Annotated in this window: 27 protein-coding genes; 10 read left to right on the top strand and 17 right to left on the bottom strand. The window is 62.2% G+C overall.

What is annotated here, in order from left to right; all coding sequences use genetic code 11:
* Positions 1-23 precede the first annotated feature (23 nt).
* The 4 genes from NMA58_RS03080 (at position 24) to NMA58_RS03065 (ending at position 4,463) form a co-directional block, all read left to right on the top strand.
* The gene (locus NMA58_RS03080) at positions 24-638 is read left to right on the top strand and encodes a GNAT family N-acetyltransferase (protein WP_434712266.1); all 615 of its coding nucleotides are present in this window, start codon (positions 24-26) and stop codon (positions 636-638) included.
* Positions 635-3,547, top strand: a complete 2,913-nt coding sequence (locus NMA58_RS03075; RefSeq protein ID WP_221113494.1) for a sensor domain-containing phosphodiesterase — start codon at positions 635-637, stop codon at positions 3,545-3,547. The genes NMA58_RS03080 and NMA58_RS03075 overlap by 4 nt, the downstream gene beginning before the upstream one ends.
* Positions 3,548-3,631: 84 nt before the next feature.
* Complete coding sequence (locus NMA58_RS03070; protein ID WP_434712264.1) at positions 3,632-4,051, top strand: hypothetical protein; 420 nt, start codon at positions 3,632-3,634, stop codon at positions 4,049-4,051.
* A 103-nt stretch (positions 4,052-4,154) separates the two neighbouring features.
* Positions 4,155-4,463, top strand: a complete 309-nt coding sequence (locus NMA58_RS03065; protein WP_434712263.1) for a Dabb family protein — start codon at positions 4,155-4,157, stop codon at positions 4,461-4,463.
* Between the two features lie 61 nt (positions 4,464-4,524).
* Here NMA58_RS03065 and NMA58_RS03060 read toward each other — a convergent pair whose 3' ends face one another.
* The 5 genes from NMA58_RS03060 to NMA58_RS03040 all read right to left on the bottom strand — a co-directional run bounded on the left by NMA58_RS03060 (position 4,525) and on the right by NMA58_RS03040 (position 8,946).
* Positions 4,525-5,427 carry a metal ABC transporter solute-binding protein, Zn/Mn family gene (locus NMA58_RS03060; protein ID WP_434712261.1) on the bottom strand — a complete coding sequence of 301 codons (903 nt, stop codon included), beginning with the start codon at positions 5,425-5,427 and terminating at the stop codon, positions 4,525-4,527.
* Between the two features lie 16 nt (positions 5,428-5,443).
* Positions 5,444-6,316, bottom strand: a complete 873-nt coding sequence (locus NMA58_RS03055) for a metal ABC transporter permease (RefSeq protein ID WP_434712260.1) — start codon at positions 6,314-6,316, stop codon at positions 5,444-5,446.
* Complete coding sequence (locus NMA58_RS03050; protein WP_434712259.1) at positions 6,313-7,062, bottom strand: metal ABC transporter ATP-binding protein; 750 nt, start codon at positions 7,060-7,062, stop codon at positions 6,313-6,315. Before NMA58_RS03050 ends, NMA58_RS03055 begins: the two co-directional genes overlap by 4 nt.
* A 483-nt stretch (positions 7,063-7,545) precedes the next feature.
* Positions 7,546-8,031 carry a peroxiredoxin gene (locus tag NMA58_RS03045; RefSeq protein WP_434712258.1) on the bottom strand — a complete coding sequence of 162 codons (486 nt, stop codon included), beginning with the start codon at positions 8,029-8,031 and terminating at the stop codon, positions 7,546-7,548.
* Positions 8,032-8,106: 75 nt separating this feature from the next.
* Positions 8,107-8,946 (bottom strand): protein-disulfide reductase DsbD domain-containing protein, encoded by an 840-nt coding sequence (locus NMA58_RS03040; protein WP_434712257.1) that lies wholly within the window; start codon positions 8,944-8,946, stop codon positions 8,107-8,109.
* 141 nt (positions 8,947-9,087) lie between these two features.
* Between NMA58_RS03040 and NMA58_RS03035 the strand changes: the two genes are divergently transcribed.
* The 3 genes from NMA58_RS03035 to NMA58_RS03025 all read left to right on the top strand — a co-directional run bounded on the left by NMA58_RS03035 (position 9,088) and on the right by NMA58_RS03025 (position 11,150).
* Complete coding sequence (locus NMA58_RS03035) at positions 9,088-9,693, top strand: YqgE/AlgH family protein (RefSeq protein ID WP_011424313.1); 606 nt, start codon at positions 9,088-9,090, stop codon at positions 9,691-9,693.
* A 101-nt stretch (positions 9,694-9,794) separates the two neighbouring features.
* On the top strand, positions 9,795-9,986 hold the full coding sequence (locus NMA58_RS03030; protein WP_430957174.1) for a CsbD family protein: 192 nt from the start codon (positions 9,795-9,797) through the stop codon (positions 9,984-9,986).
* Between the two features lie 90 nt (positions 9,987-10,076).
* Positions 10,077-11,150 carry a zinc-binding metallopeptidase family protein gene (locus NMA58_RS03025; RefSeq protein WP_434712255.1) on the top strand — a complete coding sequence of 358 codons (1,074 nt, stop codon included), beginning with the start codon at positions 10,077-10,079 and terminating at the stop codon, positions 11,148-11,150.
* A 423-nt stretch (positions 11,151-11,573) separates the two neighbouring features.
* Here NMA58_RS03025 and rnhA read toward each other — a convergent pair whose 3' ends face one another.
* From rnhA to NMA58_RS03000, 5 genes are all read right to left on the bottom strand, one after another.
* Complete coding sequence (gene rnhA, locus NMA58_RS03020; RefSeq protein WP_430957171.1) at positions 11,574-12,029, bottom strand: ribonuclease HI; 456 nt, start codon at positions 12,027-12,029, stop codon at positions 11,574-11,576.
* Entirely contained in the window at positions 12,026-12,991 is a 966-nt protein-coding gene (locus tag NMA58_RS03015) for a homoserine kinase (RefSeq protein ID WP_285195865.1), read from the bottom strand. The genes rnhA and NMA58_RS03015 overlap by 4 nt, the downstream gene beginning before the upstream one ends.
* A gap of 55 nt (positions 12,992-13,046) precedes the next feature.
* A complete protein-coding gene (gene ispH, locus NMA58_RS03010) occupies positions 13,047-14,048 on the bottom strand; it encodes a 4-hydroxy-3-methylbut-2-enyl diphosphate reductase (RefSeq protein ID WP_097597698.1) in 1,002 nt (333 codons plus the stop codon).
* A gap of 76 nt (positions 14,049-14,124) precedes the next feature.
* Positions 14,125-14,880 (bottom strand): SURF1 family protein, encoded by a 756-nt coding sequence (locus NMA58_RS03005; protein ID WP_434712253.1) that lies wholly within the window; start codon positions 14,878-14,880, stop codon positions 14,125-14,127.
* Positions 14,873-15,253 carry a DUF983 domain-containing protein gene (locus tag NMA58_RS03000; protein ID WP_434712252.1) on the bottom strand — a complete coding sequence of 127 codons (381 nt, stop codon included), beginning with the start codon at positions 15,251-15,253 and terminating at the stop codon, positions 14,873-14,875. The genes NMA58_RS03005 and NMA58_RS03000 overlap by 8 nt, the downstream gene beginning before the upstream one ends.
* A 236-nt stretch (positions 15,254-15,489) precedes the next feature.
* On the opposite strand from NMA58_RS03000, the gene NMA58_RS02995 reads away from it, so the two are divergent.
* Both NMA58_RS02995 and NMA58_RS02990 read left to right on the top strand, forming a co-directional pair.
* Positions 15,490-16,131, top strand: a complete 642-nt coding sequence (locus tag NMA58_RS02995; protein ID WP_434712250.1) for a chloramphenicol phosphotransferase CPT family protein — start codon at positions 15,490-15,492, stop codon at positions 16,129-16,131.
* A gap of 30 nt (positions 16,132-16,161) precedes the next feature.
* On the top strand, positions 16,162-16,635 hold the full coding sequence (locus NMA58_RS02990) for a GNAT family N-acetyltransferase (protein ID WP_434712248.1): 474 nt from the start codon (positions 16,162-16,164) through the stop codon (positions 16,633-16,635).
* On the opposite strand, the gene NMA58_RS02985 is transcribed toward NMA58_RS02990, so the two are convergent.
* The 7 genes from NMA58_RS02985 to coxB form a co-directional block, all read right to left on the bottom strand.
* A complete protein-coding gene (locus tag NMA58_RS02985; RefSeq protein WP_434712246.1) occupies positions 16,632-17,129 on the bottom strand; it encodes an HIT family protein in 498 nt (165 codons plus the stop codon). The genes NMA58_RS02990 and NMA58_RS02985 overlap by 4 nt on opposite strands.
* Before the next feature lie 395 nt (positions 17,130-17,524).
* The gene (locus NMA58_RS02980) at positions 17,525-18,403 is read right to left on the bottom strand and encodes a cytochrome c oxidase subunit 3 (RefSeq protein ID WP_085777208.1); all 879 of its coding nucleotides are present in this window, start codon (positions 18,401-18,403) and stop codon (positions 17,525-17,527) included.
* 60 nt (positions 18,404-18,463) lie between these two features.
* Entirely contained in the window at positions 18,464-19,072 is a 609-nt protein-coding gene (locus tag NMA58_RS02975) for a cytochrome c oxidase assembly protein (protein WP_085777207.1), read from the bottom strand.
* Positions 19,069-19,209, bottom strand: a complete 141-nt coding sequence (locus tag NMA58_RS02970) for a hypothetical protein (protein ID WP_004672998.1) — start codon at positions 19,207-19,209, stop codon at positions 19,069-19,071. The genes NMA58_RS02975 and NMA58_RS02970 overlap by 4 nt, the downstream gene beginning before the upstream one ends.
* Positions 19,209-20,159, bottom strand: coding sequence for a heme o synthase (locus NMA58_RS02965; protein ID WP_183705251.1), 951 nt, complete (start codon positions 20,157-20,159; stop codon positions 19,209-19,211). Before NMA58_RS02965 ends, NMA58_RS02970 begins: the two co-directional genes overlap by 1 nt.
* Before the next feature lie 66 nt (positions 20,160-20,225).
* Positions 20,226-21,926: a cytochrome c oxidase subunit I gene (gene ctaD, locus NMA58_RS02960; RefSeq protein WP_434712243.1), complete on the bottom strand. Its 1,701-nt coding sequence runs from the start codon at positions 21,924-21,926 to the stop codon at positions 20,226-20,228.
* A gap of 18 nt (positions 21,927-21,944) precedes the next feature.
* The gene (coxB, locus tag NMA58_RS02955) at positions 21,945-22,829 is read right to left on the bottom strand and encodes a cytochrome c oxidase subunit II (RefSeq protein ID WP_183705249.1); all 885 of its coding nucleotides are present in this window, start codon (positions 22,827-22,829) and stop codon (positions 21,945-21,947) included.
* A 315-nt stretch (positions 22,830-23,144) separates the two neighbouring features.
* Here coxB and NMA58_RS02950 point away from each other — a divergent pair, with 315 nt between their 5' ends.
* A complete protein-coding gene (locus NMA58_RS02950) occupies positions 23,145-23,816 on the top strand; it encodes an invasion associated locus B family protein (protein WP_183705248.1) in 672 nt (223 codons plus the stop codon).
* The last annotated feature ends 423 nt before the right edge of the window (positions 23,817-24,239 follow it).

Raw genomic sequence — 24,239 nt, 5'->3', positions numbered from 1 at the left:
CGTCCGTCTGCCGGGAGTGATCGATGCCAAAATCGGTGTTTCGGTTTCTGTCGCGGCAGCCGGATGCGGTGGAGCTGGAGAATGAGAAATACCTCTTGCGCCTGCCGCGCTATCAGGATTTCAACCAGTGGCACCGGCTGCGCGCCGAAAGCCGCAAGTTCCTCGAACCCTGGGAGCCGACCTGGCGGCGCGACGAGCTGACGGAGGGCGCCTACCGCGCCCGGGTCATTCGCGGCAAGCAGGAATATGCCTCCGGCCAGGCGATCCCGTTGTTCATCTTCCTCAAGGAGAACCGGACGCTCGTCGGCGGCATCACCATCGGCTACATCAGGCGCGGTGCGGCACAAAGCTGCATGATCGGCTACTGGATGGGCGAACGCCATGCCGGCCAGGGGCATATGTACGCTGCCCTTCAGTTGGTTATTCCTTACATCTTCTCCGGGCTTGAGTTGCACCGTATTGAAGCAGCCTGTATTCCAGATAACGCGCGCAGCATGCGTCTGCTTGAAAAGGCCGGGTTTCAGCGGGAAGGCTATCTGCGCGGATATTTGAAGATCAACGGTCAGTGGCACGACCACGTGATGTTTTCACGGCTCGCCACCGATACGGATAAAGGCAGGAAAACCGACAGCCGATGACCAGAAACAGCATGCTGCCCAAGTCACCGTCCGGACGAGTGATCGCGGTGATCGCAGCCCTTTTCCTGGCGGTCTTCGCCCTTTCAGCGGGCGTTTCGCAGGCGGCCGAACCGGTGAAGATTTCCCGCGACGATACCGCGCTCGACCTGACGGCGACGACCGAGATCTACGCCAACCAGGGCGAGGCCTTCCAGGTGTCCACGGCCGCCGGCGCCGACGGCATCCGCCGGCGCATCGAGGTCCGGGCGAGTTCGGAGAACCATCAGGGCGACTGGGCGGTGTTTGCGCTCGCCAACGTCTCGGAGGAACAGCTGGAGCGCGTGATCGTCGCGCCGCATTTCCGTCTGGTCAATTCCAAGCTGTTCTGGCCGGATCTCGGTTCGCAGCGCATTATCGCCATTACCCCGAGCGAAGGCTTTGCGCTCGACCGCCAGCCCAGCGACGAGGCCGACGTCTTCCGCATCACGCTCAATCCGGGCGCCGTCATCACCTTCGTCGCCGAACTGTCGACGCCGCAACTGCCTCAGATCTATCTCTGGGAACCGAACGCCTACAAGGATACGATCAACGCCTTCACGCTCTATCGCGGCATCGTGCTCGGCATTGCCGGCCTGCTCGCCGTGTTCCTGACCATCCTCTTCGTCGTCAAGGGCACCTCGATGCTGCCGGCAACGGCGGCGCTCGCCTGGGCAGTGCTCGGCTATATCTGCGTCGACTTCGGTTTCCTCGGAAAGCTCATCAGCGTCGCCTCGGCCGACCAGCGAATATGGCGCGCTTGCGCTGAAGTTGCGCTCGCCTCGAGTTTCGTCATCTTCCTCTTCACCTATTTGAACCTCAATCGCTGGCACGCCCATCTCGGCTACGCCACGCTCGCCTGGGTGCTCGGCCTGGCCCTGCTGTTCGGCGTGGCGATCTACGATCCGTCGATCGCCGCCGGGATCGCCCGGCTGTCCTTTGCGCTGACGGCCGCGACCGGCCTGCTGCTCATCATCTATCTCGGCTTCAATCGCTATGATCGCGCCATTCTGCTGGTGCCGGCCTGGGCGCTGACGCTCGTCTGGCTGTTCGGGGCGTGGCTGACCGTGACCGGACGGCTGGACAACGACATTATCCAGCCGGCGCTCGGCGGCGGCCTGGTGCTGATCGTGCTCTTGATCGGCTTCACCGTCATGCAGCACGCCTTTGCCGGCGGCGCCTTTCAGCAGGGACTGTTTTCCGATCTCGAGCGGCAATCCCTGGCCTTGACCGGCTCCGGCGACATGGTGTGGGACTGGGATGTGGCGCGCGATCGCGTCGTCACCATTCCCGACGTCTCGGTCAAGCTCGGCCTCTCCCCCGGCACCATGCATGGGGCGGCGCGCAACTGGCTGCCGCGGCTGCATCCCGACGACCGCGACCGCTTCCGCGCCACGCTCGACGTGCTGCTCGAACACCGGCGCGGCCGGCTGAACCACGAATTCCGCATCCGCGCCGAGGACGGGCATTTCCATTGGCTCTTGATCCGCGCCCGGCCGGTGCTCGGCTCCAACGGCGAGATCATCCGCTGTGTCGGCACGATCGTCGACGTCACCGAGCAGAAGAATTCCGTCGAGCGGCTGCTGCATGATGCGCTGCACGACAATCTGACTGGCCTGCCGAACCGGCAGGTCTTCCTCGACCGGCTGCAGTCGGTGCTGGCGCTGGCGCCGGGCGGCGAGACGCTGCGCCCGACTGTGATGGTGATCGATATCGACCGCTACAAGCTGGTCAATGATTCCCTCGGCGTTGCCGCCGGCGACAACATCCTGATTGCGCTGACGCGGCGCCTGCGGCGTCTGATGAAGCCGCAGGACACGCTGGCGCGGCTTGCCGGAGACCAGTTCGGCCTCATCCTGGTCTCCGAGCACGATCCGGCCAAGGTCGCCGATTTCGCCGATGCTGTGAGCAAGGCGATCATGGTGCCGATCAATTTCGCCAATCGTGAGATCATCCTGACGGCCTCGATCGGGCTCGCCTCCTGGGTGGACCGGCAGGAGAGCGCCAGCGGCCTGCTCAGTGATGCGGAGCTTGCCATGTATCGGGCAAAACGGGCCGGCGGCAACCGCGTCGAGCCGTTCCAGCCGGCTTTCCGCGACTTCGGCACCGACCGGCTGCAGCTCGAAACAGACCTGCGCCGCGCCATCGAGCGCAGGGAATTGTCGATGGTCTACCAGCCGATCGCCCGGCTTGAAGATGTCGAGGTCGCCGGCTTCGAGGCGCTGATGCGTTGGGAGCATCCGAAACGCGGCAATATCCCGCCGTCGGAATTCATTCCGCTTGCCGAGGCGTCCGACATCATCGGGGCGCTCGGCATGTTCGCGCTCGAACAGGCGACCAATGACCTGATGAGCTGGCAGAACCAGACCGGCGAACTGCCAATCTTCGTGTCGATCAACCTGTCGAGTGTGCAGCTGCTCAACAACGAGCTTTATGACGATGTGCGCTCGGTTCTCGCCAAGACGCATTGCACGCCCTCGCGGCTCAAGCTGGAACTGACGGAATCCATGGTGATGGAAAATCCGGAACAGGCCCGCCTCGTTCTGCAGAAGCTCAAGGAAGCCGGCATCGGGCTGGCGCTCGATGATTTCGGCACCGGCTATTCGTCGCTTGCCTATCTCACCCGCTTCCCCTTCGATACGATCAAGCTCGACAAGGCGCTGGTGCGCGACAGCAGCGACAAGAAGGCAACCGTGCTCCGATCAGTGATATCGATGGCGGCCGAGCTCGAGATGAAGGTGGTGGCCGAGGGAATCGAATCCAACGAGGATGCGATCGAGCTTGCCAAAATGGGCTGCAGCTACGGGCAGAGCTATCTCTTCGGCCCGCCGATGCCGTCGGACTCGGTGCTGCGGCTGCTTCGCGATCGGTTTCCGCTGACGAAACGGGCGTGATCACCGGCAATGATCTCCCTAGAAATGGCGATTGACCGGCGGCCGGCAATATGCGCCACTCGCTTATCATATAAGGAATTTGCGATGCTCAAACTTCTGCTCGCCCTGTCGATCGGCGTCTTTTTCGTTTCGCCGCTTCAGGCCGGTGACGTCCATCCCGTCATGAAAGCCTGCGTGACTGGGGTGAAGCATTGTGAACGATGGACCCAGGAATTCCAGACGGCGCTGGCGCTGGCACAGAAGGGCGATCATGCCGCACAGCAGACCGTGGCTTTCTGCCTGTCTTCCGGATGCCATGGCGCGGTGGTCGTCGACAAGGTCGCCTCCTGCAGCTGGCATCTCGTCATCACCAATTCAGGTGCGGCCACCGTGCTCGACCGGTCCAACCTCAGGAACACCTGCCGGCCGATGACGCCGGCTCAGAAGGACGAAGCCCGTGCTCACGCCGGCGAGCTCGTCCGCAAGATCTATAATCGTGACATGGCGGCGACCGACCAGATGTAGGCCCGGCCTCCTGCGGCGCTCGGCCAACGACACGTAAAATAAATCTCATTGCCCTTGCGGCTTTGGCCGCTATTCTCCTCTCAGGAAAATCGGGAGGACCATAATGATCCTGCATTGCGTGTTCCTGCGGCTGAAGACGGCGCTGACGATGGACGACAAGCAATCGCTGTTCGACGCGATCGTCGCGCTAAAACAGGTCATCACGGGCATATTGGATATCAAATACGGGCCGAATGTTTCGCCCGAAGGCCTGCATGCCGGCTTCGTCGACGGTTTTGCCGTAACCTTCGAAAGCGCCGAAGCCCGGGACGCCTATTTCGTCCATCCCGAACATGTGGCGGTCGGCGAGCGTATCGTCTCCTCGACGGACGGCGGCCTTGCCGGCATCCTGGTCTTCGACCTCAATCTCTAGCGTAGGAAGCGCGCCGCTTGATTCAAAGCTTCATGCGACGCCCTTTCAGAGCGGCCAGCCTTTAGCTCGATTTCGCCATGGCGGCGGCGAGTTGATCGACATTGTAGCGGAACATCTTCTCATAGGTCGGGGCCGGGCCCTTGGCGTCGGAGAGAGATTCGACATAGAGCTCGCCGCCGGGCTCGGCGCCGGTGGCCCTGGCGACCTGCTTGACGAGGCGCGGATCGTTGGAATTCTCGAAGAAATAGGCCTTCACGTGCTCGCTCTTGATCTGCTCGATCAGCTTGGCGACATCGGCGGCCGAGGCTTCGCTTTCGGTGGAAAGACCGAGCGGCGCGAGGAAGCTGATCTTATATTCGCGGCCGAAATAGCCGAAAGCGTCGTGGCTGGTCAGCACCTTGCGGCGATCGTCGGCGATCCCATCGAATTTCGCATGGGCATAGGTGTTCAGTTCATCGAGCGTCTTCGTGTATTTCTCGGCATTGGTCTTGAAGGCGGCGGCATCGGCCGGATCGGCTGAAGACAGCGCCTTTTCGATATTGGCGACCCAGATCTTGACGTTGACAGGGCTGTTCCAGACATGCGGGTCGGTGATTTCGGCGCCATCCTCTTCCATGGTGCGGGTGGCGATACCCTCGGACACCGTCACCGGCTTGCCCTTGTAGCCCGAGGCGGTGATCAGCCGGTCGATCCAGCCTTCCAGACCCTCGCCGCTGACGAAGGCGACGTCGGCCGCCTTCAAATTCTTCGCATCGGCGGGCGACGGCTCGAATTCATGGGGGTCGCCGTTCGGCCCGACCAGGCTCGTCACATGCACATGGTCGCCGCCGACCTCCTTGACGACATCGGCAAGCACGGTGAAGGACGCAACCACCTTCAGCGTTTCGGCGGAAGCCGGCGCGGCTGAGAGCGCCATCAGCGCGGGCAGTGCGGCGGCGGCAAGAAGCAGTCTGGGCGGGTTCATCGAAGTCTCCTTGAGGTCAGCCCTTCAGATGCGGGCGGGGAAAGAGGCGCCGGGCGATGCCGGAGGGCGCGAAAAGGATCGAGAAGGCGTAGATCACAGCTGCCGTCATGATGATCGTCGGGCCGGAGGCGATTTCGAGATGATAGGAGGCGATCAGGCCGAGGTAGCCGGAGGCGGCGCCGGTGGTGGTGGCAATCAGCATCATCACGGGCAGGCTGCGCGACCAGAGCTGGGCGATGGCGGCCGGTAGCATCATCAGGCCGACCGCCATCAGCGTGCCGAGCGCCTGGAAGCTGGCGACAAGGTTCAGCACCACCAGCAGCAGAAAGAGGACATGATAGACCGGGCCGCGGCCGCCGACGGCGCGCAGGAAACCCGGATCGAAACATTCGGCCACCAGCGGCCGATAGATTGCCGCGAGGACGACGAGCGTCAGCGAAGTGATCGCGCCGATCTGATAAAGCGCCGGCGCATCGATCGCAAGGATGGTGCCGAAGAGCACATGCAGCAGATCGATGTTCGAGCCGCGCAACGACACGATCAGGACGCCGAGCGCCAGCGATGCGAGGTAGAAGCTGGCAAAGCTCGCATCCTCCCGCAGCACGGTCATCCGGCTGACGGCGCCCGACAGCAGCGCCACCGACAGGCCGGCGACAAGGCCGCCGATGCCCATCGCCGTCAGCGACAGCGAGCCGGCGACGAGGTAACCGATCGCCGCCCCCGGCAGGACCGCATGGCTCATGGCGTCGCCGATCAGGCTCATGCGCCGCAGCATCAGGAAGACGCCGATCGGCCCCGAGCCGAGCCCGAGGCAGAGGCAGGCGACGAGAGCCCGGCGCATGAAACCGAAATCGGCAAAGGGCGCGAGGAAGAGATCATAGGCCGTCATGCCGCCGGCGCCTCTTGGGATTCGCAGGCCGCGGCATCCTCGTCCCAGCGCTCCGCCATGGCGCGCGCCTGCAAAAGATTGGCCGGCGACATGACCTCGGCGGTCGGGCCCCAGCCGACGAGTTCGCGGGCAAGCAGCAGGGTTTCGGGGAAATGGCCGCGGACGAGATCGAAATCGTGAAGCACGGCAATCACCGTGCGGCCCTCGCCATGCCAGCGCAGGACGAGATCGACGAGATCCCTGGTCGTGCGGGCATCGATTGCCGTGAACGGTTCGTCGAGCAGGATGATGCGGGCATCCTGCAGCAGCAGCCGGGCAAAAAGCACGCGCTGTAACTGTCCGGCCGAAAGCGAACCGACATGGCGCCGGCCGAAGCCTTCGAGGCCGACCGCCGACAGCGCCTCGCCCGCCCTTTTCACATCGGCCGCAGTGATCCGGCCGAAGGCGCCCGATGTCTTCCAGGCGCCGAGCATGACGGTGTCGATGGCCGAGATCGGAAAGCGGCGGTCGATCTCGGCCGCCTGCGGGAGATAACCGAATTCCGCCCGCCCCAGCCGGTGTTCGACCCTGCCCTCGGCCGGACGAAGCTCACCGATGATCGCCTTCAGCAGCGTCGACTTGCCCGCCCCATTCGGCCCGGCAATCGCCGTCAGGCTGCCCGGCGCAAAGGCGCCGGAGACATGATGGACGGCGGGATGCCTGTCATAGGCGACGGTGAGATCGTCGAGACGGATCAACGGCGTCATGGCAGCAGAACCGCCCAATGGATGGTGAGCCAGAGGAGGGCAATGACCAGGGTGATGCCGACTACCCTCGATAGGGCCGATTGTCCCATGAGGCTGATGGGGAGGCGATCGGGGTTTCGCGGCATGGCTCGTCCTACAATGTAATAACATTACGGTTATGTTATAACGATTGCGGCAGGATTGAGGCGGAGTTTAAAGCTGCTCACACAATTGAAAAAGGCGACCGAACGGCCGCCCTTCATGTGTCGCGATGTCTGTGTAATCTTTAGACGATGGCAGCGCTCGAGTCCGCGGCACGCCCCTCATCCGCCTGCCGGCACCTTCTCCCCGCTTGCGGGGCGAAGGGGATATGCCGCACCTCTCCATTCCCCACCAACCTCTCGCAGGGCACGTCCCCTCTCCCCGTTTTTACGGGGAGAGGGTTAGGGTGAGGGGCAGATCTTGTAGCGACATCAGCAGGTTAGGTGACGGCTTTTCGATCGCTCAGAGCTGTTCCAGCATCGCCGCCGCACCGGAAACCGTCGCCTGGCCGGGACTTTCCTCAACGTTGAGGGCTTTCACCACGCCGTCTTCGACCAGCATCGAATAGCGCTTGGAGCGCAGCCCGAGGCCGCCGGCGGAGAGGTCGGCTTCGAGACCGACGGCCTTGGTGAAGGCGGCGTCCCAATCGGCGAGGAAGTGGATCTTGCCCAGGCCGCCGGAGGATTGCGCCCAGGCGCCCATCACATGCCAGTCGTTGACGGCGAGAACGGCGATGTCGTCGACGCCCTTGCCGAGGATGGTATCGCGGTTTTCGAGATAGCCCGGCAGGTGGTTCAGCGAGCAGGTGGGCGTGAAGGCGCCCGGCACGGCAAAGAGCACGACGCGCTTGCCGGCGAAGAGCTGCTCGGTGGTGATTTCGACCGGGCCGTCGGCGGTCTTTTCCTTGAAGGTGGCGGCAGGAAGCTTGTCGCCGATCGCGATCGTCATGGTTTTCTCCTCGGGTTCTGTGGGTTCGGGCTCTGCGGCGGCCGCCGCCGGGGATGGGGCGACTATAAGTGCCGATCAGTCAAAGGCAAGCGTGGTCTCCATCGCCCTGTCGCCATCGATAACAAGCACGTCCCAGCGCTTGCCTGAAATATCGTAATCCTTGGGCAGCCTGCCGATCATCATATCAGTCTTGAAGATGGCGCCATCGCGTTTGCCGCCGCTCTGCTTGGTGAAGGCATAGCCGCTCGGGCCGGTGACGATGATATCGGGGGCGCTCTTCCCGTCACCCGGCAGAGCGAGCGTCAGCGACAGCGTCTTCCTGTCAGGTGAGATCGCATGCGCCGTCACCTTGAAATCATCCGAAGGCGGCTTCGGCAGCGTCGCATCAGCGGCCGCAAGGATCGCCTCTTCCTGCGGATGCGACTGCATGGCACGGCCGAGCTTCAGGCTCAAATTCGCCTGGAAGGGAATGCAGATATCCTTGCAGATGCCGATGAAGACGGCGGCGTCGATCTTCACCTCGCCTTTGCCGGCCGCTGTCAGGGACAGCGGCAGCGTCACCGGCGCGTCATAGGCGATATCCTCGATCCCGCCGTTGAAAAAATGCTTCGGCACGGGATAGCCAATGGCGTCGAGCGTGACGCCGGTCGCCGGCGCTATGGTGACCTGAGGCGGAATGCCACTGTTGCCGGGTTCGCGCCAGTAGGTGATCCAGCCGGGTTTCGGCTCGATCTGCAGGCCGGCGCGAATTTTGCCGCCGGCATCCGGCGCCAGCGCCACGAGGCGCATGCGGCCGCCCTCGGCCTCGGCCCAGGCGCTCATTTCCGCATGGGCCTGGCATAGGGGCATAAGAACAGCGGTCCCTGAGACGGCCGCAATTAAAAACCTACGCGGGACCAAGCTAATAATCATCATGGAACAACGGTTTACCGAAAGTGCTCTCCGGCCGCCAGAAGCCGCGCCCATTTAAATCTTCATTTTCGGTTGATTGATTTGTGACATTGGCCCATCTTTCTCTTGTCGGGGCCTTGGTGCGGTCTGGCAGCAGGAGGAATGATGTCCTTATCGACGCTGAAGAACAGACGGGAACGCGGCTTCTTCGATGGCCAGTTCCTCATCGCCATGCCAGGCATGGAGGACCGCAATTTTGCGCGCACGGTGATTTACATCTGCGCGCATTCGGATGCCGGCGCCATGGGCTTCGTCATCAACCGGCCGCAGAGCCTCACCTTCACCGACGTGCTCCTGCATCTCGACATGATCAAGCAGGAAGAACCGATCGTGCTGCCGCAGCGGGCGCGCGATTTCCCGATCCAGACGGGCGGCCCGGTAGAGAGCGGCCGCGGTTTCGTGCTGCATTCGGACGATTATGCCAGCGACTCCTCGATCCCGGTCAGCGACGACATCTGCCTGACGGCGACCCTCGATATCGTCCGCGCCATCTCCAAGGGCGCCGGGCCGAAGCGCGCGACGATGCTGCTCGGCTATTCCTCCTGGGCGGCCGGCCAGCTCGAAAACGAGGTCGCCAACAATGGCTGGCTCACCTGCCCGGCCAATGAGGAACTGATCTTTGACCGCAACCTCGACGACAAGTACGAGCGGGCGCTTGCCGGCATGGGCATCAACGCCGCCATGCTATCGGCCGAGGCCGGCCACGCCTGACGGTCGCGGCTCCCTGGCGGTCGCGGGAACGAATAGCCGCCAGTGACGTTCCCTTTCCGCGCGGACGACAGGTCCGACGCCGAAGCATGGAGACATCACAGATGGGTAGCACCAGCGACAAGATTTCAGGCAAGGCAAACGAAATTGCCGGCAAGACCAAGCAGGCCGCCGGCAAGGCCATGGGCAATCGCGACATGCAGGCCGAAGGCGACGTCCAGGAAGCCAAAGGCAAGGGACAGGTCGCAACAGGCAAGGTCAAGGACAAGCTCAAAGGCGCCGTCGACCGGCTCTGAACCACCAGCTCAGCCCGGATGAACCATGCCTGCCGCGCACGCGCGCGGCGGGCATTTTTCATCCGCCCCTGCTTTGCAGAGATCAAAACGATGAAACTCTTTGCCTGCGACAATTGCGATCAGGTCGTCCACTTCGATAACCGGCACTGCGTCCGCTGCAATCACCGTCTCGGCTTCCTCCCGGGCGACCTTGCCATGCATGCGCTGGAGCCGCGCGACGAAATGGTCTGGCAGCTCGTTTCCGACCCCGACCGGCACGTGCGCTTCTGCGCCAATGCCGGCCTCGACATCTGCAACTGGCTGGTAGACGTCGAGAGCGACGGTGAATTCTGCACCGCCTGCCGCCATAACCGGCTGGTTCCGAATACCGACACCCAGGACGGCATCGATCGCTGGCGGCGCATCGGTCAGGCGCAGCGTCATCTGTTCTATTCGCTCTTGCGCTGGAAGCTGCCGCATCCCGATCGCGGCCAGGATCCGCAAGGCGGCCTGGTCTTCGATTTCCTCGAAGATTCCCTGCAGGGCAACGGCAATGTCGTGCCGGCCATGACCGGTCATGAGGAAGGCCTGATCACCATCCGCGCCGCCGAAGCCGACGACGCGACGCGCGAACAGGCGCGCAGCTCGATGAACGAGCCCTACCGCACGCTGCTTGGCCATTTCCGCCACGAGGCCGGCCATTTCATCTGGAACAAGCTGGTGCGCGACCAGAACGGCCTCGACGATTTCCGCGCCGTCTTCGGCGACGAGCGGCAGGATTATGCGGCCGCGCTGCAAAACCACTATGCCAACGGCCCGTCTTTGGGATGGCAGGATAATTTCATCAGCGCCTATGCTTCATCGCACCCCTGGGAGGATTTCGCCGAATGCTTCGCGCATTACCTCCACATCGTCGATACGCTGGAGACGGCCCGCGCCTTCGGCATCGCCATCGATCCGCGCGGCCACGAGGAAATCGCCGGCGAGGTCGATTTTCTTCCCTATAGGGCAAAGAGCGCCGAGCAGCTCGTCAGCGCGTGGGTGCCGCTCAGCATTGCGATCAACGCCATCCAGCGCAGCATGGGTCAGCCGGATTCCTACCCCTTCGTGCTCTCTTCGCCTGTTGTGGCCAAGCTCGAATATCTGCATCGGCTGATCCAGGGGGCAGCGGCGCGGCAGCCGTGAGAGGCAAAGCCTCTCCCCGAGCTCGTCACCGAAATGAGAGAGCAGGAGGCAACCACCAGTGCAGGGGAACGCCAGATCGGCACCCTGGTTGTCGTGGCGCCCGCCATATCTCCACCCTCATTCCTGTGCTCGTCACAGGAATGAGGGAGCATGGCGAGATGCCAGCCTCCATTGCGGGCTTTGCTCTGCCCTCGAAAACAGCAAGATCCCACCATGTCCGAGACAGCAGAACTGCGTTCATGGGACGTCACCGCACATTCCGTCGTCCTCGGCCTTGAGCCGAGGATCCATGCCCAATCTGGTGGGTGTCGCGTGGATGTAGGGTCGAGCCCCAGCATGACGGGGATTGGGTTGGACCGGCGGGCTCATTCAAGCCGCGAGCGAGATGATAGGAATAGGAGCGAGACGGCAAACCGCGCACCCTTAAGACGAAACCGCCTTGCCCTTCTTGAAAGGCTCCATGCCCTTGCGGGCGAGTTCGTCGGCGCGTTCGTTTTCGGGGTGACCGGCGTGGCCCTTGACCCAGTGCAGCGTCACCTTGTGGCGGTTGCGGGCCTCTTCAAGCGCCTGCCAGAGTTCGGCATTCTTCACCGGCTTCTTGTCCGATGTCTTCCAGCCGTTTTTCTTCCAGCCGAAGATCCACTTGGAGATGCCGTCCTTGACATAGGCGCTGTCGGTATAGAGGTCGACTTCGCAAGGGCTCTTCAGGGCCTGCAGCGCCGAGATCGCCGCCATTAGTTCCATGCGATTGTTGGTCGTCTCCGCCTCGCCGCCGCAAAGCTCCTTTTCCACCTCGCCGTAGCGCAGCACCGCGCCCCAGCCGCCGGGACCGGGATTGCCGGAGCATGCGCCGTCGGTGAAGATATCGACATGTTTCATAGGCTCAACCCGTATTCGGCGGCCGAACCGATCTGGCGGTGGAAGCGCAGCTTGCGCAGATATTCGAGCGGATCTTTCTTGGTGACCATGGCGCCTTCCGGCGTCATCAGCCAGTCATAGAGCCGCGTCAGGAAGAAGCGCAGCGCCGAGCCGCGCGCGAGCACCGGCAGGGCGGCGATTTCTTCACCGCTCAACGGCCTGACGCTCTGGTAACCCTCGAGCATCGCCATGCCTTTGGTGATGTTGTAGGCGCCGTCTTTCTCGAAGCACCAGGCATTCAGGCAGATCGAGACGTCATAGGCGAGCAGGTCGTTGCAGGCGAAATAGAAATCGATCAGGCCGGAGAGCTCATCACCCAGAAAGAAGACGTTGTCGGGGAAGAGGTCGGCATGGATGACGCCGGACGGCAGGCTCTTCGGCCAGACGGCGGCGAGAAAATCCAGCTCATTGCGGATCTCGCCCTGCAGGCCGGGCTCGACCTCATCGGCACGCGCCTCGGATTTCTCCCAGAGCCCCCGCCAGCCGTCGATCGACAGCGCGTTGGGGCGCTTCAGATCGAAGCCCTCGCCCGCCACATGCATCTCGGCCAGGGCCTTGCCGACCTCGCGGCAATGCTTCGCCTCCGGCTTCCTCAGCCACATCCCTTCGAGGAAGGAAATCAGCGCGGCCGGGCGGCCGGAGAGCGAACCGAGCAGCGCGCCGTCGCGGCGCGGCAAAGGCAGCGGACAGGAGAGGCCGCGGGCCGAAAGATGCTGCATCAAGCCGAGGAAGAACGGTAGGTCGCGCTTTTCCACGCGCTTCTCATAAAGCGTCAGGATCAGCGGCGCCTTGGAAGTATGCAGCAGGAAGTTGGAGTTTTCGACGCCTTCGGCAATGCCCTTATAGGAGAGCAGCGTGCCTGCATCATATTCCGTCAGGAACCATTTCAGATCGTCTTCGGCGATATCGGTGTAGACTGCCAAGTGAGGTCTCGTCTCTGTATTGTGGATGGTAGATGACCGGGACGCGGGTGGCGGCCTAGCCGTTGACGAAGGCCATGTCGGCCGCCGTCAGCTCGATGCTGCGCAATTCGCGGTTGACCAGGAAGTTTTCGGTTTCCTGCACCGTCTCGGCCAGCTCGACGCGGGCATCGAAGCGGGCGCGGAAGGCTTCGATGATCTCGTTGACGATCACCTCAGGCGCCGAGGCGCCGGCGGAAAGGCCGAGCGTCGAAATCGCGCCGATTTCCTCCCAGTCGAGCTCGGCGGCGCGCTGCACCAGGATCGATTTCTTCGCCCCTGCCCTCAGCGCCACTTCGACGAGGCGCTTGGAATTGGACGAATTCGGCGCACCGACGATGATGAAGAGATCGCAGCCGGGGGCTGCCTGCTTCACCACTTCCTGGCGGTTTGTCGTGGCGTAACAGATCGAGTCCGCCGCCGGCGCAGTCAAATTCGGGAAGCGCTCCTGCAGGCGGGCAATGACGCCGGCCGTATCATCGACTGACAGCGTCGTCTGGGTGACATAGCCGAGGTTGTCGGGATCGGCGGGGGCGTAGGCGTCGGCATCCTCGATGGTCTCGATCAGCGAAACCGCGCCTTCCGGCAACTGCCCCATCGTGCCGATCACTTCGGGGTGGCCGGCGTGGCCGATGAGGACGACATGGCGGCCAAGGCGATTGTGGCGCATCGCCTGCTTGTGGACCTTGGAAACCAGCGGGCAGGTGGCATCGAGATAGAAGAGGTTGCGGCTCACCGCATCCTCCGGCACCGATTTCGGCACGCCATGGGCGGAGAAGACCACCGGCTGGGCGCGATGCTCGGCCGGGATCTCGTCCAGTTCCTCGACGAAGACGGCGCCCTTTGCCTCCAGTCCCTCGACGACATAACGATTGTGGACGATCTCGTGGCGTACATAGACCGGCGCGCCATAGGATTTCAGCGCCAGGACGACGATCTGGATGGCGCGGTCGACTCCGGCGCAAAAGCCGCGAGGGCCGCAGAGCCTGATCGTCAAGGGAGGTTTCGCCGCAATATTCATGTCCGTTCCGTCAAAATTCCGTCCAGCGTGGGAGTAAGGGACCTCTAGCCCAATATGGCCGGGAATTGAAGCGATACTATTGCCGAGGCGCCTTGCCGGGTTTTCGGAACCAGGAGATCGCCACCACGGCAACGAGCACGGCGGCAAGTCCGTACCAGGTCAGGGCATATTGCAGATGATCGTTCGGCAGATCGACCTGGGTGACGCCGCCGATCGGCAGGCCGGCCGGGTTGGGCGTGGAATCGGCATCGACGAAGAACGGGATGACGCGCGCCTTCTCCAGACCGACGCTCTCGGCCATGACGTCGAGATCCTTCCAGTAGAAGATATTCTTGCCGACGTCGTTGTCAGGCACCAGCCAGGAGGGCTTGCCGGCAAGTTTGGCGCGCGCCAGGCCCGTGACCGTCTGCTGATCCGTCAGCTGGCCCTGCACGCGCATTTCGGGCTCCTTGTTCTCATAGGGAACGAAGCCGCGGTTGACGAAGAGGATGCGCCCGTCGGCAAGCTCGAGCGGGGTATAGACGTAAAAGCCCGTCTGGCCGCGCCAGGTGGCGAAGAAGTGCCGTTCCTTGTTGTTGATATAGCGGCCGGTGGCAGTGACCTTGCGGTATTCGATATCGCCGCCGGAGGCCGCCAGTGCCTCGATGTCGGCGAGCGGCACCGGCGCGGCAGCCTGGCGCGCGGCGATATCGGCGAGCAGGCCTTGCTTCCAGTGGAGGCGCTGCAGCTGCCAGGTGCCGAGCGACAGCAGGATGGCCAGCGCAATCAACACAAGAATGCCGGTTATCACAGGCAGCCGGCGGCGCGGCGCGGCGCGATCGATATCAGTCACTCAGACGTCCTTCGCGGGCATTGTGGCGGTACTGCATGGCGATGAGGATGCCCTTGAACCAGCGCAGCGTCAGAAGCGACAGGATGATCGTCAGCGGCCCGAAGATGAGGATATGCACCCATATCGGCGGGCTATAATTGACCTGCAGCCACAGCACCATGCCGATGATGATGAAGCCGACGATCAGGATGACGAAGACGGCGGGACCGTCACCGGAATCGGCGAAGGAATAGTCGAGGCCGCAGGAGGCGCAGCGCGGCTGCAGGCCCAGCAGGCCATTGAAAAGTTTGCCATGGCCGCAGCGAGGGCAGCAGCCTTTGATACCGGTTTTTACCGGATCGAGAGGGGGAAATTGCGCGCTGTCGTCGCTCATGCTGCTCCTCTGTACGGCCACTTGCGGCCGCGGCATTTTCGATGCTGCCTTAACTCTCCCATAAAGTATTCGCATCCCGAATGGAAATGCCTGCGCGGTTTCGCCGCTGCATAATTCCTCCGATCGGAATCGATGTGAGGAATGATGCAGCAATTCAAGGCGTTACGGCGTCCTTTGCGTGTCTGAGAAGACACGCGGCGCTGTAATGATTCGCGCCAAACAGAAGAAGAAGACTGATGACCAATGACAGCCATGCCGGACAGATCATCATCCTGAACGGGGCGCCGAGAAGCGGCAAATCCAGCATCGCGCGCGCGATTCAGGACGAATTCGAAGGGCCGTGGATCAACCTCGGCGTCGACGCCTATAACGACATGACGCCAAAACGCTACCTGCCCGGCATCGGCCTGAGGCCCGGCGGCGAGCGCCCGGATCTCGAGGAACTCGTGCCGTTCCTCTACGCAGCCCTTTACGAATCGATCGCCATTCATGCCGGCCTGGGGCTCAATGTTGTGGCTGATCTCGGCCATCACGACAGCTACTCCCAGCCCCTAGGCATCCTTGCCGATTGCGCCCGGCGGCTGGAGGGATATCCCGTGCTGTTCGTCGGCGTCCGCTGTCCGATCGAGACGGTCATGGAGCGGCGCGAGATCAAGCAAGAGGGGCGCGAGACGCTTTATCTCAAAGCCTCCGCAGACGTGTCGGTCCCCGAACCGGTGCAGCGCTGGCAGGACGAAGTTCACCGCCCCGGCATCTACGACATCGAGGTCGACACCTCGGTGCTGACCGCACTCGAATGCGCCGAAGCGATCCGCCACCAGCTCGACCTCGGCATACCCGCCCCTTCGGCCTTCGAACGGATCGCTGGCGGACGGTGATGGCCGATGTCTCAGAGAGGATCGATCACGATGGCCATTGAACTTCGGCAGGTGAAAGAGGCCGAGGATTGGCAGGCCTATCACGCCATCCGACGGCACGTATTGTTCGAACTGCGAGGCCTTGACGGGTACGACGACAACCATCCGGATGAGTATGAAGCGAGCCATATACCGCTCCTGCTGAGGAAAGACGGCGTCGCTCTCGGCACGGTGCGCCTCGATATCTCGGATGGCGCATCCGGTATTGTGCGGCTTGTCGCCATCCTGCCGGAATATCAGAGACAGGGGCTCGGGCGGATATTGATGAACAAGGTCGAGAGCTTGTCGGCAAAGCATGGCCTCAGCCGCCTGCAGGTTCATGCCGCGCCGGATGCCGTGCCTTTCTATGAAAAGCTGGGGTGGGCCATGATTGATGCCGACAGAAGCGATCCGCTCATGGCGAAGGAAATTCAATTCCATCACGGCAGCGGATCGGGGACCGATTCCCTGTTCCCGCGCCCTTAGAGATTCGCCGATCCGGGTCGCATCGCTGCCCGCAACAGTTCAATGGTCTCAACGACCGATCGGCCTTCAACCGGCGGCGGTTCGGCGCGCTCGCAGAATTCGCGCCAGACGAACAGCGTCAGTTCCGCGCCATCTGTAGGCGTTTCTCCCGCTCCCTCCGTCAGAGTCTCAAGCACACGATACCGGCTGTCTTTCCAGAACAGTTTTTCCACCCACTCGTAGATCGGGATCACGTGGAAATGGATCGGATAGCCGGGAGAATGTCCATACCGGCCGATATAGACGCGTCCAGCATTCAATTCCCGTTTCAGTGCATTCTGAGCTCTCGCCAGGAGTGGCCCGAGTTCGCCTAAAGCAGCTTGAGGCAATTCGGACAGATCGTTCGTGTCCGTCTTGGAACTGATCATGAGATAGCCGGGAAGAGCGGAATTGATCCGGTGGTTCACCAGCCACCCGTCCGTCTCGGCAATATGGAAGCGATCGGGGATCTGCAATTGCCATTCCTTCTAGTTCCGGGCTGCGAATATGCGCGAATGCATATCGGCCGCCTTAGTGCTTCTATCCGTCGCTCAGCGCCCGATGGGCACCTCGCATCTTGCACCCTGCCTCACGCCTCTTGCCAAGCGTGCCCCTCAACCTCCGTCATGCTCGGCCCTGAGCTGCCTTGAGCCGAGCATCCATACGGAGCACTCCAAGAAATACGTCTTTCGTTCTTTCGTCGAGGCCCGTGCCCTGGTCCCTGCCACCAACCAACAAAATGCTCGCGGCGTGGGTGCTCGGGTCAAGCCCGAGCACGACGGAGTATGAGGAAGCTCGCGAGGCAAAAGCGCGAAATTGCCAACAAAAAAGGCGGGCACCGAGCCCGCCTTTTGCATTTATTCCGTCCCGATCAGCCTGCGGCCACCGGAGCGCCCCAGCCGCCCCAGACGTAGATGCAGAAGAACAGGAACAGCCAGACGACGTCGACGAAGTGCCAGTACCAGGCGGCTGCCTCGAAGCCGAAATGCTGCTTCGGGGTGAAGTCGCCGCGCAGCGCGCGCAGCAGGCAGACCAGCAGGAAGATCGTGCCGACGAGGACGTGGAAACCGTGGAAGCCGGTCGCCATGAAGAAGGTCGCGCCGTAGATCGAATTCTTGAAGTCGAACGGAGCGTGGGCATATTCGTAAGCCTGCACGCAGGAAAACAGGATGCCGAGCAGCACGGTCAGCGTCAGACCCTGAACGAGGCCCTTGCGATCATTGTGCAGCAGCGCATGGTGCGCCCAGGTGACCGTCGTGCCGGAGAGCAGCAGGATGACGGTGTTGTAGATCGGCAGGTGCCAGGGATCGAGGACTTCGATGCCCTTCGGCGGCCAGACGCCGCCGGTATAGGCCATGCGCGAGGCCTGGATCGCCTCATTCGGAAACAGGCTGGCGTCGAAATAGGCCCAGAACCAGGCGACGAAGAACATCACTTCCGAAGCGATGAACATGATCATGCCGTAACGCAGGTGCAGCGAGACGACGCGGGTGTGAGAGCCCTCATGGGCTTCCTTCACCGTATCGGCCCACCAGCCGTACATGACGTAGAGAACCAGCACGAGACCGATGTAGAAGAGCCAGGGATTGGCGAGTTCGGCGCCGGCGACCTTGAAGGAGCCGCCGTTCAGGTAACGCATGTAGCAGACACCACCGATCGCCATGATGAAGGCGCCGAGCGAGGCGAGAATCGGCCATGGGCTCGGATCGATGATGTGGTAGTCGTGGTTCTTCTGATGCGCATCGGCCATGTGGCTATCCCCGGATGTCTTCCTCACTTCGCTCCCGGCTTAGCCGGAAACGAGCCTTGATCAAAGTTTCTTTTCAATCTTTACCGCTCCACCCTCATTCGAAGCGACGGGCTTCGGACCCTCTTTCGGGTAGAACGTATATGACAGCGTCACCGTGTGGATATCCTTCGATTCCACCGCCTTGACGATTTCAGGGTCGATATAGAACACGACCGGCATTTCGAGCTTCTCGCCCGGCTTCAGGTCCGTTTCCGTAAAACAGAAACACTGCACCTTGTTGAAATAGGCGCCCGCCTCGCCCGGCGTGACGTTGAACACCGCCTGGCCGCGCTGGGTTTCGTTCGAGCGGTTCTCGGCGACGAAATTGACCTGGATGGTTTCGCCGATCTTCGGATTGACCTCGCGCTCGACCGGCTTGAAATTCCACTGCAGGCCGGGAGCGACATTGGCGTCGAAGGTCACACGCATCTTGCGGTCGAGCACGACACTCGACATCTGCTCGACGCGCTGCGTCGTGCCGTTATAGCCGGTCACCTGGCAGAAGATGCGGTAGAGCGGCACGGCGGCATAGCTCATCGCGCCCATGCCGAAGACGAAGCTCAGGCACATCAACACGACGGCGCCGTTGTTACGGCCCTGCTTCCTGGGTGCGGCGGCCTTTTCGCTCATCCGGCCATTCCTCCGCCGATCTTCACGATCGTGATCGCATAGAACAGGACGACAAGGCCGGCTAGCACGAGCCCGAGGGCGATGTTGCGGTTGCGGCGCGACTTCATCTGCTTTTCGGTGAGCTTGACGAGATCCATCAGAACGAGCCTCCTGCTTGCGAGACCAGCGTAGCGGCCAGCCGGTCGATCATCAGCGCGGAAAAGATGGCGAAGAGATAGAAGATCGAGAAGGCGAAGAGCTTCTTTGCCGGGATCATCTTCAGATCGCCGTCCGGCATCCGCCAGACGGCGATGGAACAGGTGATGAAGATCGCTCCAAGAGCGGCGGCGACGAGGCCGTAGCCGAAGCTTGCAAAACCGAGGAAGGACGGCAGCACCGCGCAGATGGCGGTCAGCACCGCATAGGCGACGATCTGATGCTTGGTCATCCGCTCGCCGGCGACGTTCGGCAGCATCGGCACGCCGACGGCCTCGTAATCGCGCATCTTGAAGAGGGCAAGCGCCCAGAAATGCGCCGGCGTCCACAGAAAGATGATCAGGAAGAGAACGGTGCTCTCGATCGTCACCGAATTCGTGACGCAGGCCCAGCCGATCATCGGCGGAAAGGCGCCGGCGGCACCTCCGATGACGATGTTCTGCGGCGTCGAGCGCTTCAGCCACATGGTGTAGATGACGGCGTAGAAAAAGATGGTGAAGGCGAGGATGCCGGCCGACAGCCAATTGACGGCAAGGCCGAGAATGACAACCGAAAAGCCCGACAACACCAAGCCGAAGGCGAGCGCTTCCGACGGCGCGACCCGGCCGGCCGGAATCGGCCGCTTGGCCGTGCGGCTCATGACGGCGTCGATATCGGCGTCGTACCACATGTTCAGCGCGCCCGAGGCACCGGCGCCGACGGCGATGCAAAGGATCGCGATCAGGCCGAGGACAGGGTTGATGTGGCCCGGCGCCAGCACCAGGCCGGCAAAGGCGGTGAAGACCACGAGCGACATGACCCGTGGCTTCAAGAGTTCGAAATAATCGCGCGCGCTCGCTTCCGACATTTCGCCGTCCTCTGCAAGCGCCTCGTGATTGTCGATAACCGTCATCATTCCGTCCTGAATTTACTTATGCCGGACGCCGTATCGAATGCGGCGTCCGGTTTTCCGCGCGCCTTACTTGATGCGCGGCAGCTGTTCCCACTGGTGATAAGGCGGCGGCGAAGGCAGCTGCCATTCCAGCGTCGTCGCACCCTCGCCCCACGGATTTTCGCCGGCGAGGCGCTTCTTGGCGAAGGCTTCGAAGACCGAGAAGAGGAAGATCAGCACGCCGAAGGCCGAGATGTAGGAGCCGATCGAGGAAACATAGTTCCAGCCGGCAAAGGCATCCGGATAATCGATGTAGCGGCGCGGCATGCCGGCGAGACCAAGGAAGTGCTGCGGGAAGAACACCAGGTTGACGCCGATGAACATGACCCAGAAATGCAGCTTGCCGAGGAACTCGTTGTACATGTAGCCGGTCATCTTCGGGAACCAGTAATACCAGCCGGCAAAGATCGCGAAGACGGCGCCGAGCGACAGAACGTAGTGGAAGTGAGCCACGACGTAATAGGTGTCATGCAGCGAGCGGTCGAGACCGGCATTGGCAAGCTGGACGCCGGTGACGCCGCCGACCGTGAACAGGAAGATGAAGCCGATCGCCCAGATCATCGGGGTGCGGAACGAGATCGAGCCGCCCCACATCGTCGCGATCCAGGAGAAGATCTTCACGCCCGTCGGGACGGCGATGACCATCGTGGCGAAGACGAAGTAGCGCTGCGCATCGAGCGACAGACCGACCGTATACATATGGTGGGCCCAGACGACGAAGCCGACGGCGCCGATCGCGACCATGGCGTAAGCCATACCGAGATAACCGAAGATCGGCTTCCTCGAGAAGGTCGAGATGATGTGGCTGATCATGCCGAAGCCCGGCAGGATGAGAATGTAGACCTCGGGATGACCGAAGAACCAGAACAGGTGCTGGTAGAGGATCGGGTCACCGCCGCCTTCCGGAGAGAAGAAGGAGGTGCCGAAGTTGCGGTCGGTCAGCAGCATGGTGATGCCGCCTGCCAGAACCGGCAGCGACAGCAAGAGCAGGAAAGCAGTGATCAGCACCGACCAGGCAAACAGCGGCATCTTGTGCAGCGTCATGCCGGGGGCGCGCATGTTGAGGATCGTTGTGATGAAGTTGATCGCGCCGAGGATCGACGAAGCGCCGGCGATATGCAGCGCGAAGATCGCCAGGTCGACCGCCGGTCCGGGCGTGCCGCTCGTTGCCAGCGGCGGATACATCGTCCAGCCGCCGCCGGTGCCGTAGGCGCCTGCCGGGCCTTCGACGAACATCGACAGCAAGAGCAGCGCGAAGGCCGGAACGATCAGCCAGAAGGAGATGTTGTTCAGGCGCGGGAAGGCCATGTCGGGGGCGCCGATCATGATCGGCACCATCCAGTTGGCGAATCCGCCGATCATCGCCGGCATGACCATGAAGAAGATCATGATCAGCGCGTGCGCCGTCGTGAACATGTTGAACATCTGCTTGGCGCCGTCGATGGCGGCATCGCCCTCATAGCCGTAGACCATCGAGGCCAGGCCATGGAAGATCTGGATGCCCGGCTCCTGCAGCTCCATGCGCATGGCCACCGACAGCGCGCCGCCGATGATGCCGGCGATGATCGCGAAGATCAGGTAGAGCGTGCCGATGTCCTTGTGGTTGGTCGAGAACAGCCAGCGATTGACAAAGCTCGGCTTGTGCCCGTGATCATGGTGATCGTGATCATCATGCGCATGATCGTGATGGGCGTGAGAATGATCGTCGTGAGCGGAAGGTCCAGCCATTGTCCCGATCCCTTTTAATTACTGTGCTTCGGCAACGTCGACGGTCTTTGCGGGACCATCGGTTGCGGCCATGAGTGTCTTGTAGGCGCCGGGCAGGTCGCTGGCGGCCGTGGTCAGCCACTGCTTGTACTTGTCCTCGGAGACGACGCGGATGGCGATCGGCATGAACGCATGGTCCTTGCCGCAAAGCTCGGAACACTGGCCATAGAACAGGCCTTCGCGCTCGGCCCTGAACCAGGTCTCGTTCAGGCGGCCCGGCACGGCGTCGATCTTGATGCCGAAGGACGGCATGGCGAAAGCGTGGATGACGTCGGTCGGTGCCGCGGTCACGAGAACGCGCACCGTCTTGTTGACCGGCAGCACCAGCTCGTTGTCGACGGCGAGCAGTCTCGGATAGACCGACTTGTCTTCCTTGCCGGCGGCCGCGCGATCCTGATCCTTCAAGAGGTAGGAATCGAAGGCGAGCGGGCTGTCGCCCGAACCTTCATATTCATAGTTCCACTGCCACTGGGTGGCGGTCGCCTTGATCGTCACGTCAGGATTTTCGGGCAGCGTCAGCTGCGCTGTCAGAAGGTTGAAGGAGGGAATGGCGAGGAAGAGCAGCACCAGGACCGGCCCCACGGTCCAGATGACCTCGATCAGCGTATTGTGGCTCGTGCGCGACGGAACAGGGTTGGCGCTGGCGCGGAACTTGAAGCAGACGACGATGAGCAGGATCAGGACGAAGAGCGTGATCGGAACGATAAACCATAGGGTATATTGTTCGAACCAATGAATTTCCCGCATGATCGGCGTCGCCGCCGGCTGCAGCGTTGCCTGCCACGGCGTCGGCTGGTCGGCATATGTGCCGGAAGCAAAAAGCAGACAGACCAGCGTGGTCAGGGCTGCATAAGCCTTCTTCATCACCTTATTATCTCCCTCGAGCGCTTGACCTGCTAAATCGAACGCAGAATCCTTGCCATCTTCAGCGCTTCAAACCACAGTTTGGCATTTGCCGCAACAGGCAGGAGCAATTGTCTATGCGGCATTTTTGCTTAAAGCACAGGCAGGCCGAACGGCAAAACATCCCAAGTTTTTCATCGGCATATGAAAAATGCCCTTTCCGGCCGATCCGCCCGCCGTACATTATATGACAAAGGTCCAATTTCTGCCGCAGTCCCCCGGTTTTCACGGGGTGGGGCTTTTCATTTCCGGTGGGCAGCTTCAACAATAGCCGCAATGATTCGATATCCAGAGGTTTCCATGGGTTTCCGTTCCCTCGCGCGGTCGCTTCTCGTGACTGCAAGCATCGCGGCCGCAGCGACGACGCCCGTCTTCGCGCAGCAACCCGCCCCCTCCCCGGCCACGCCCACCACCCCCGCACCGGCCACCCCTGCACCGGCCGCCCCTGCCCCGGCCCAGCAGCCCCCGGCTGCCAACCCGAATATCCAGGTGACGCCCGGCCAGACCCAGCCGCAGGCGCCGGGCACAGTGAAATCCAATCACGGCGCATGGTCTGTCGTCTGCGACAAGCCGGCCGGTGCGGCGACCGAGCAATGCGCGCTGATGCAGAACGTCATCGCCGAGGACCGGCCGGAGGTCGGGCTTTCCGTCGTCGTCTTGAAGACGGCCGACCGCAAATCGAAGATCCTGCGCGTGCTGGCGCCGCTCGGCGTGCTCCTGCCGAACGGCCTCGGCCTCAATGTCGACGGCAAGGATATCGGCCGCGCCTACTTCGTCCGCTGCTTCGCCGACGGCTGTTATGCCGAAGTCGTGCTGGAGGACGAACTGCTCAAGACCTTCCGCAGCGGCGCCCAGGCCACCTTCATCGTCTTCCAGACCCCGGAAGAAGGCATCGGCATCCCCGTCGACCTCAAGGGCTTCGCCGAAGGTTTTGACGCGCTGCCGTGAGGCTGGCGGCCGTCTACCATGGGTCCGCCCCTCATCCGGCTGCCGCCACCTTCTCCCCGTAAACGGGGCGAAGGGACCATGCCGGGACCTCTCGGTTCCCACCTCACCCTCGCAGGGCAAGTCCCCTCGCCCCGTTTACGGAGAGAGGGTTAGGGTGAGGGGCAGTCCTCGAGATCGTTGTCGGCCGCTAGGCCAGTCACCGGAAAAAGAAGAGCGAGAACGACTCCACTCGCACCACGTCTCATCATTTCAAGCAAATTGCCCCCCCAACTGATCATCTCAAAACAGCCGCGCCGCCACCCAGCGCGAAACGATAAAACGCTTACATCTCTTTCGAAGGCCATTCCATTTCCAAGATCGCTCTGCCCAACAAAGAATAATTCGAAGACAGGGCTTCACTCCTTATCAGGTTGAGCCCTATCT

It is taken from the genome of Rhizobium sp. YTUHZ045 (assembly GCF_051124255.1).
Classification (GTDB): domain Bacteria; phylum Pseudomonadota; class Alphaproteobacteria; order Rhizobiales; family Rhizobiaceae; genus Rhizobium.
The sequence above is the reverse complement of the archived record's forward strand: the minus strand, read 5'-3'. Positions and strand labels throughout refer to the sequence as shown.

Excerpts from the sequence above, each read along its gene's own strand:
- NMA58_RS03080 (WP_434712266.1), top strand. The coding sequence starts at position 24 with ATGCCAAAATCGGTGTTTCGGTTTCTGTCGCGGCAGCCGGATGCGGTG.
- NMA58_RS03075 (WP_221113494.1), top strand. The coding sequence starts at position 635 with ATGACCAGAAACAGCATGCTGCCCAAGTCACCGTCCGGACGAGTGATC.
- NMA58_RS03070 (WP_434712264.1), top strand. The coding sequence starts at position 3,632 with ATGCTCAAACTTCTGCTCGCCCTGTCGATCGGCGTCTTTTTCGTTTCG.
- NMA58_RS03065 (WP_434712263.1), top strand. The coding sequence starts at position 4,155 with ATGATCCTGCATTGCGTGTTCCTGCGGCTGAAGACGGCGCTGACGATG.
- NMA58_RS03060 (WP_434712261.1), bottom strand. The coding sequence starts at position 5,427 with ATGAACCCGCCCAGACTGCTTCTTGCCGCCGCCGCACTGCCCGCGCTG.
- NMA58_RS03055 (WP_434712260.1), bottom strand. The coding sequence starts at position 6,316 with ATGACGGCCTATGATCTCTTCCTCGCGCCCTTTGCCGATTTCGGTTTC.
- NMA58_RS03050 (WP_434712259.1), bottom strand. The coding sequence starts at position 7,062 with ATGACGCCGTTGATCCGTCTCGACGATCTCACCGTCGCCTATGACAGG.
- NMA58_RS03045 (WP_434712258.1), bottom strand. The coding sequence starts at position 8,031 with ATGACGATCGCGATCGGCGACAAGCTTCCTGCCGCCACCTTCAAGGAA.
- NMA58_RS03040 (WP_434712257.1), bottom strand. The coding sequence starts at position 8,946 with ATGATGATTATTAGCTTGGTCCCGCGTAGGTTTTTAATTGCGGCCGTC.
- NMA58_RS03035 (WP_011424313.1), top strand. The coding sequence starts at position 9,088 with ATGTCCTTATCGACGCTGAAGAACAGACGGGAACGCGGCTTCTTCGAT.
- NMA58_RS03030 (WP_430957174.1), top strand. The coding sequence starts at position 9,795 with ATGGGTAGCACCAGCGACAAGATTTCAGGCAAGGCAAACGAAATTGCC.
- NMA58_RS03025 (WP_434712255.1), top strand. The coding sequence starts at position 10,077 with ATGAAACTCTTTGCCTGCGACAATTGCGATCAGGTCGTCCACTTCGAT.
- rnhA (WP_430957171.1), bottom strand. The coding sequence starts at position 12,029 with ATGAAACATGTCGATATCTTCACCGACGGCGCATGCTCCGGCAATCCC.
- ispH (WP_097597698.1), bottom strand. The coding sequence starts at position 14,048 with ATGAATATTGCGGCGAAACCTCCCTTGACGATCAGGCTCTGCGGCCCT.
- NMA58_RS03000 (WP_434712252.1), bottom strand. The coding sequence starts at position 15,253 with ATGAGCGACGACAGCGCGCAATTTCCCCCTCTCGATCCGGTAAAAACC.
- NMA58_RS02995 (WP_434712250.1), top strand. The coding sequence starts at position 15,490 with ATGACCAATGACAGCCATGCCGGACAGATCATCATCCTGAACGGGGCG.
- NMA58_RS02990 (WP_434712248.1), top strand. The coding sequence starts at position 16,162 with ATGGCCATTGAACTTCGGCAGGTGAAAGAGGCCGAGGATTGGCAGGCC.
- NMA58_RS02980 (WP_085777208.1), bottom strand. The coding sequence starts at position 18,403 with ATGGCCGATGCGCATCAGAAGAACCACGACTACCACATCATCGATCCG.
- NMA58_RS02975 (WP_085777207.1), bottom strand. The coding sequence starts at position 19,072 with ATGAGCGAAAAGGCCGCCGCACCCAGGAAGCAGGGCCGTAACAACGGC.
- NMA58_RS02970 (WP_004672998.1), bottom strand. The coding sequence starts at position 19,209 with ATGGATCTCGTCAAGCTCACCGAAAAGCAGATGAAGTCGCGCCGCAAC.
- NMA58_RS02965 (WP_183705251.1), bottom strand. The coding sequence starts at position 20,159 with ATGACGGTTATCGACAATCACGAGGCGCTTGCAGAGGACGGCGAAATG.
- ctaD (WP_434712243.1), bottom strand. The coding sequence starts at position 21,926 with ATGGCTGGACCTTCCGCTCACGACGATCATTCTCACGCCCATCACGAT.
- coxB (WP_183705249.1), bottom strand. The coding sequence starts at position 22,829 with ATGAAGAAGGCTTATGCAGCCCTGACCACGCTGGTCTGTCTGCTTTTT.
- NMA58_RS02950 (WP_183705248.1), top strand. The coding sequence starts at position 23,145 with ATGATTCGATATCCAGAGGTTTCCATGGGTTTCCGTTCCCTCGCGCGG.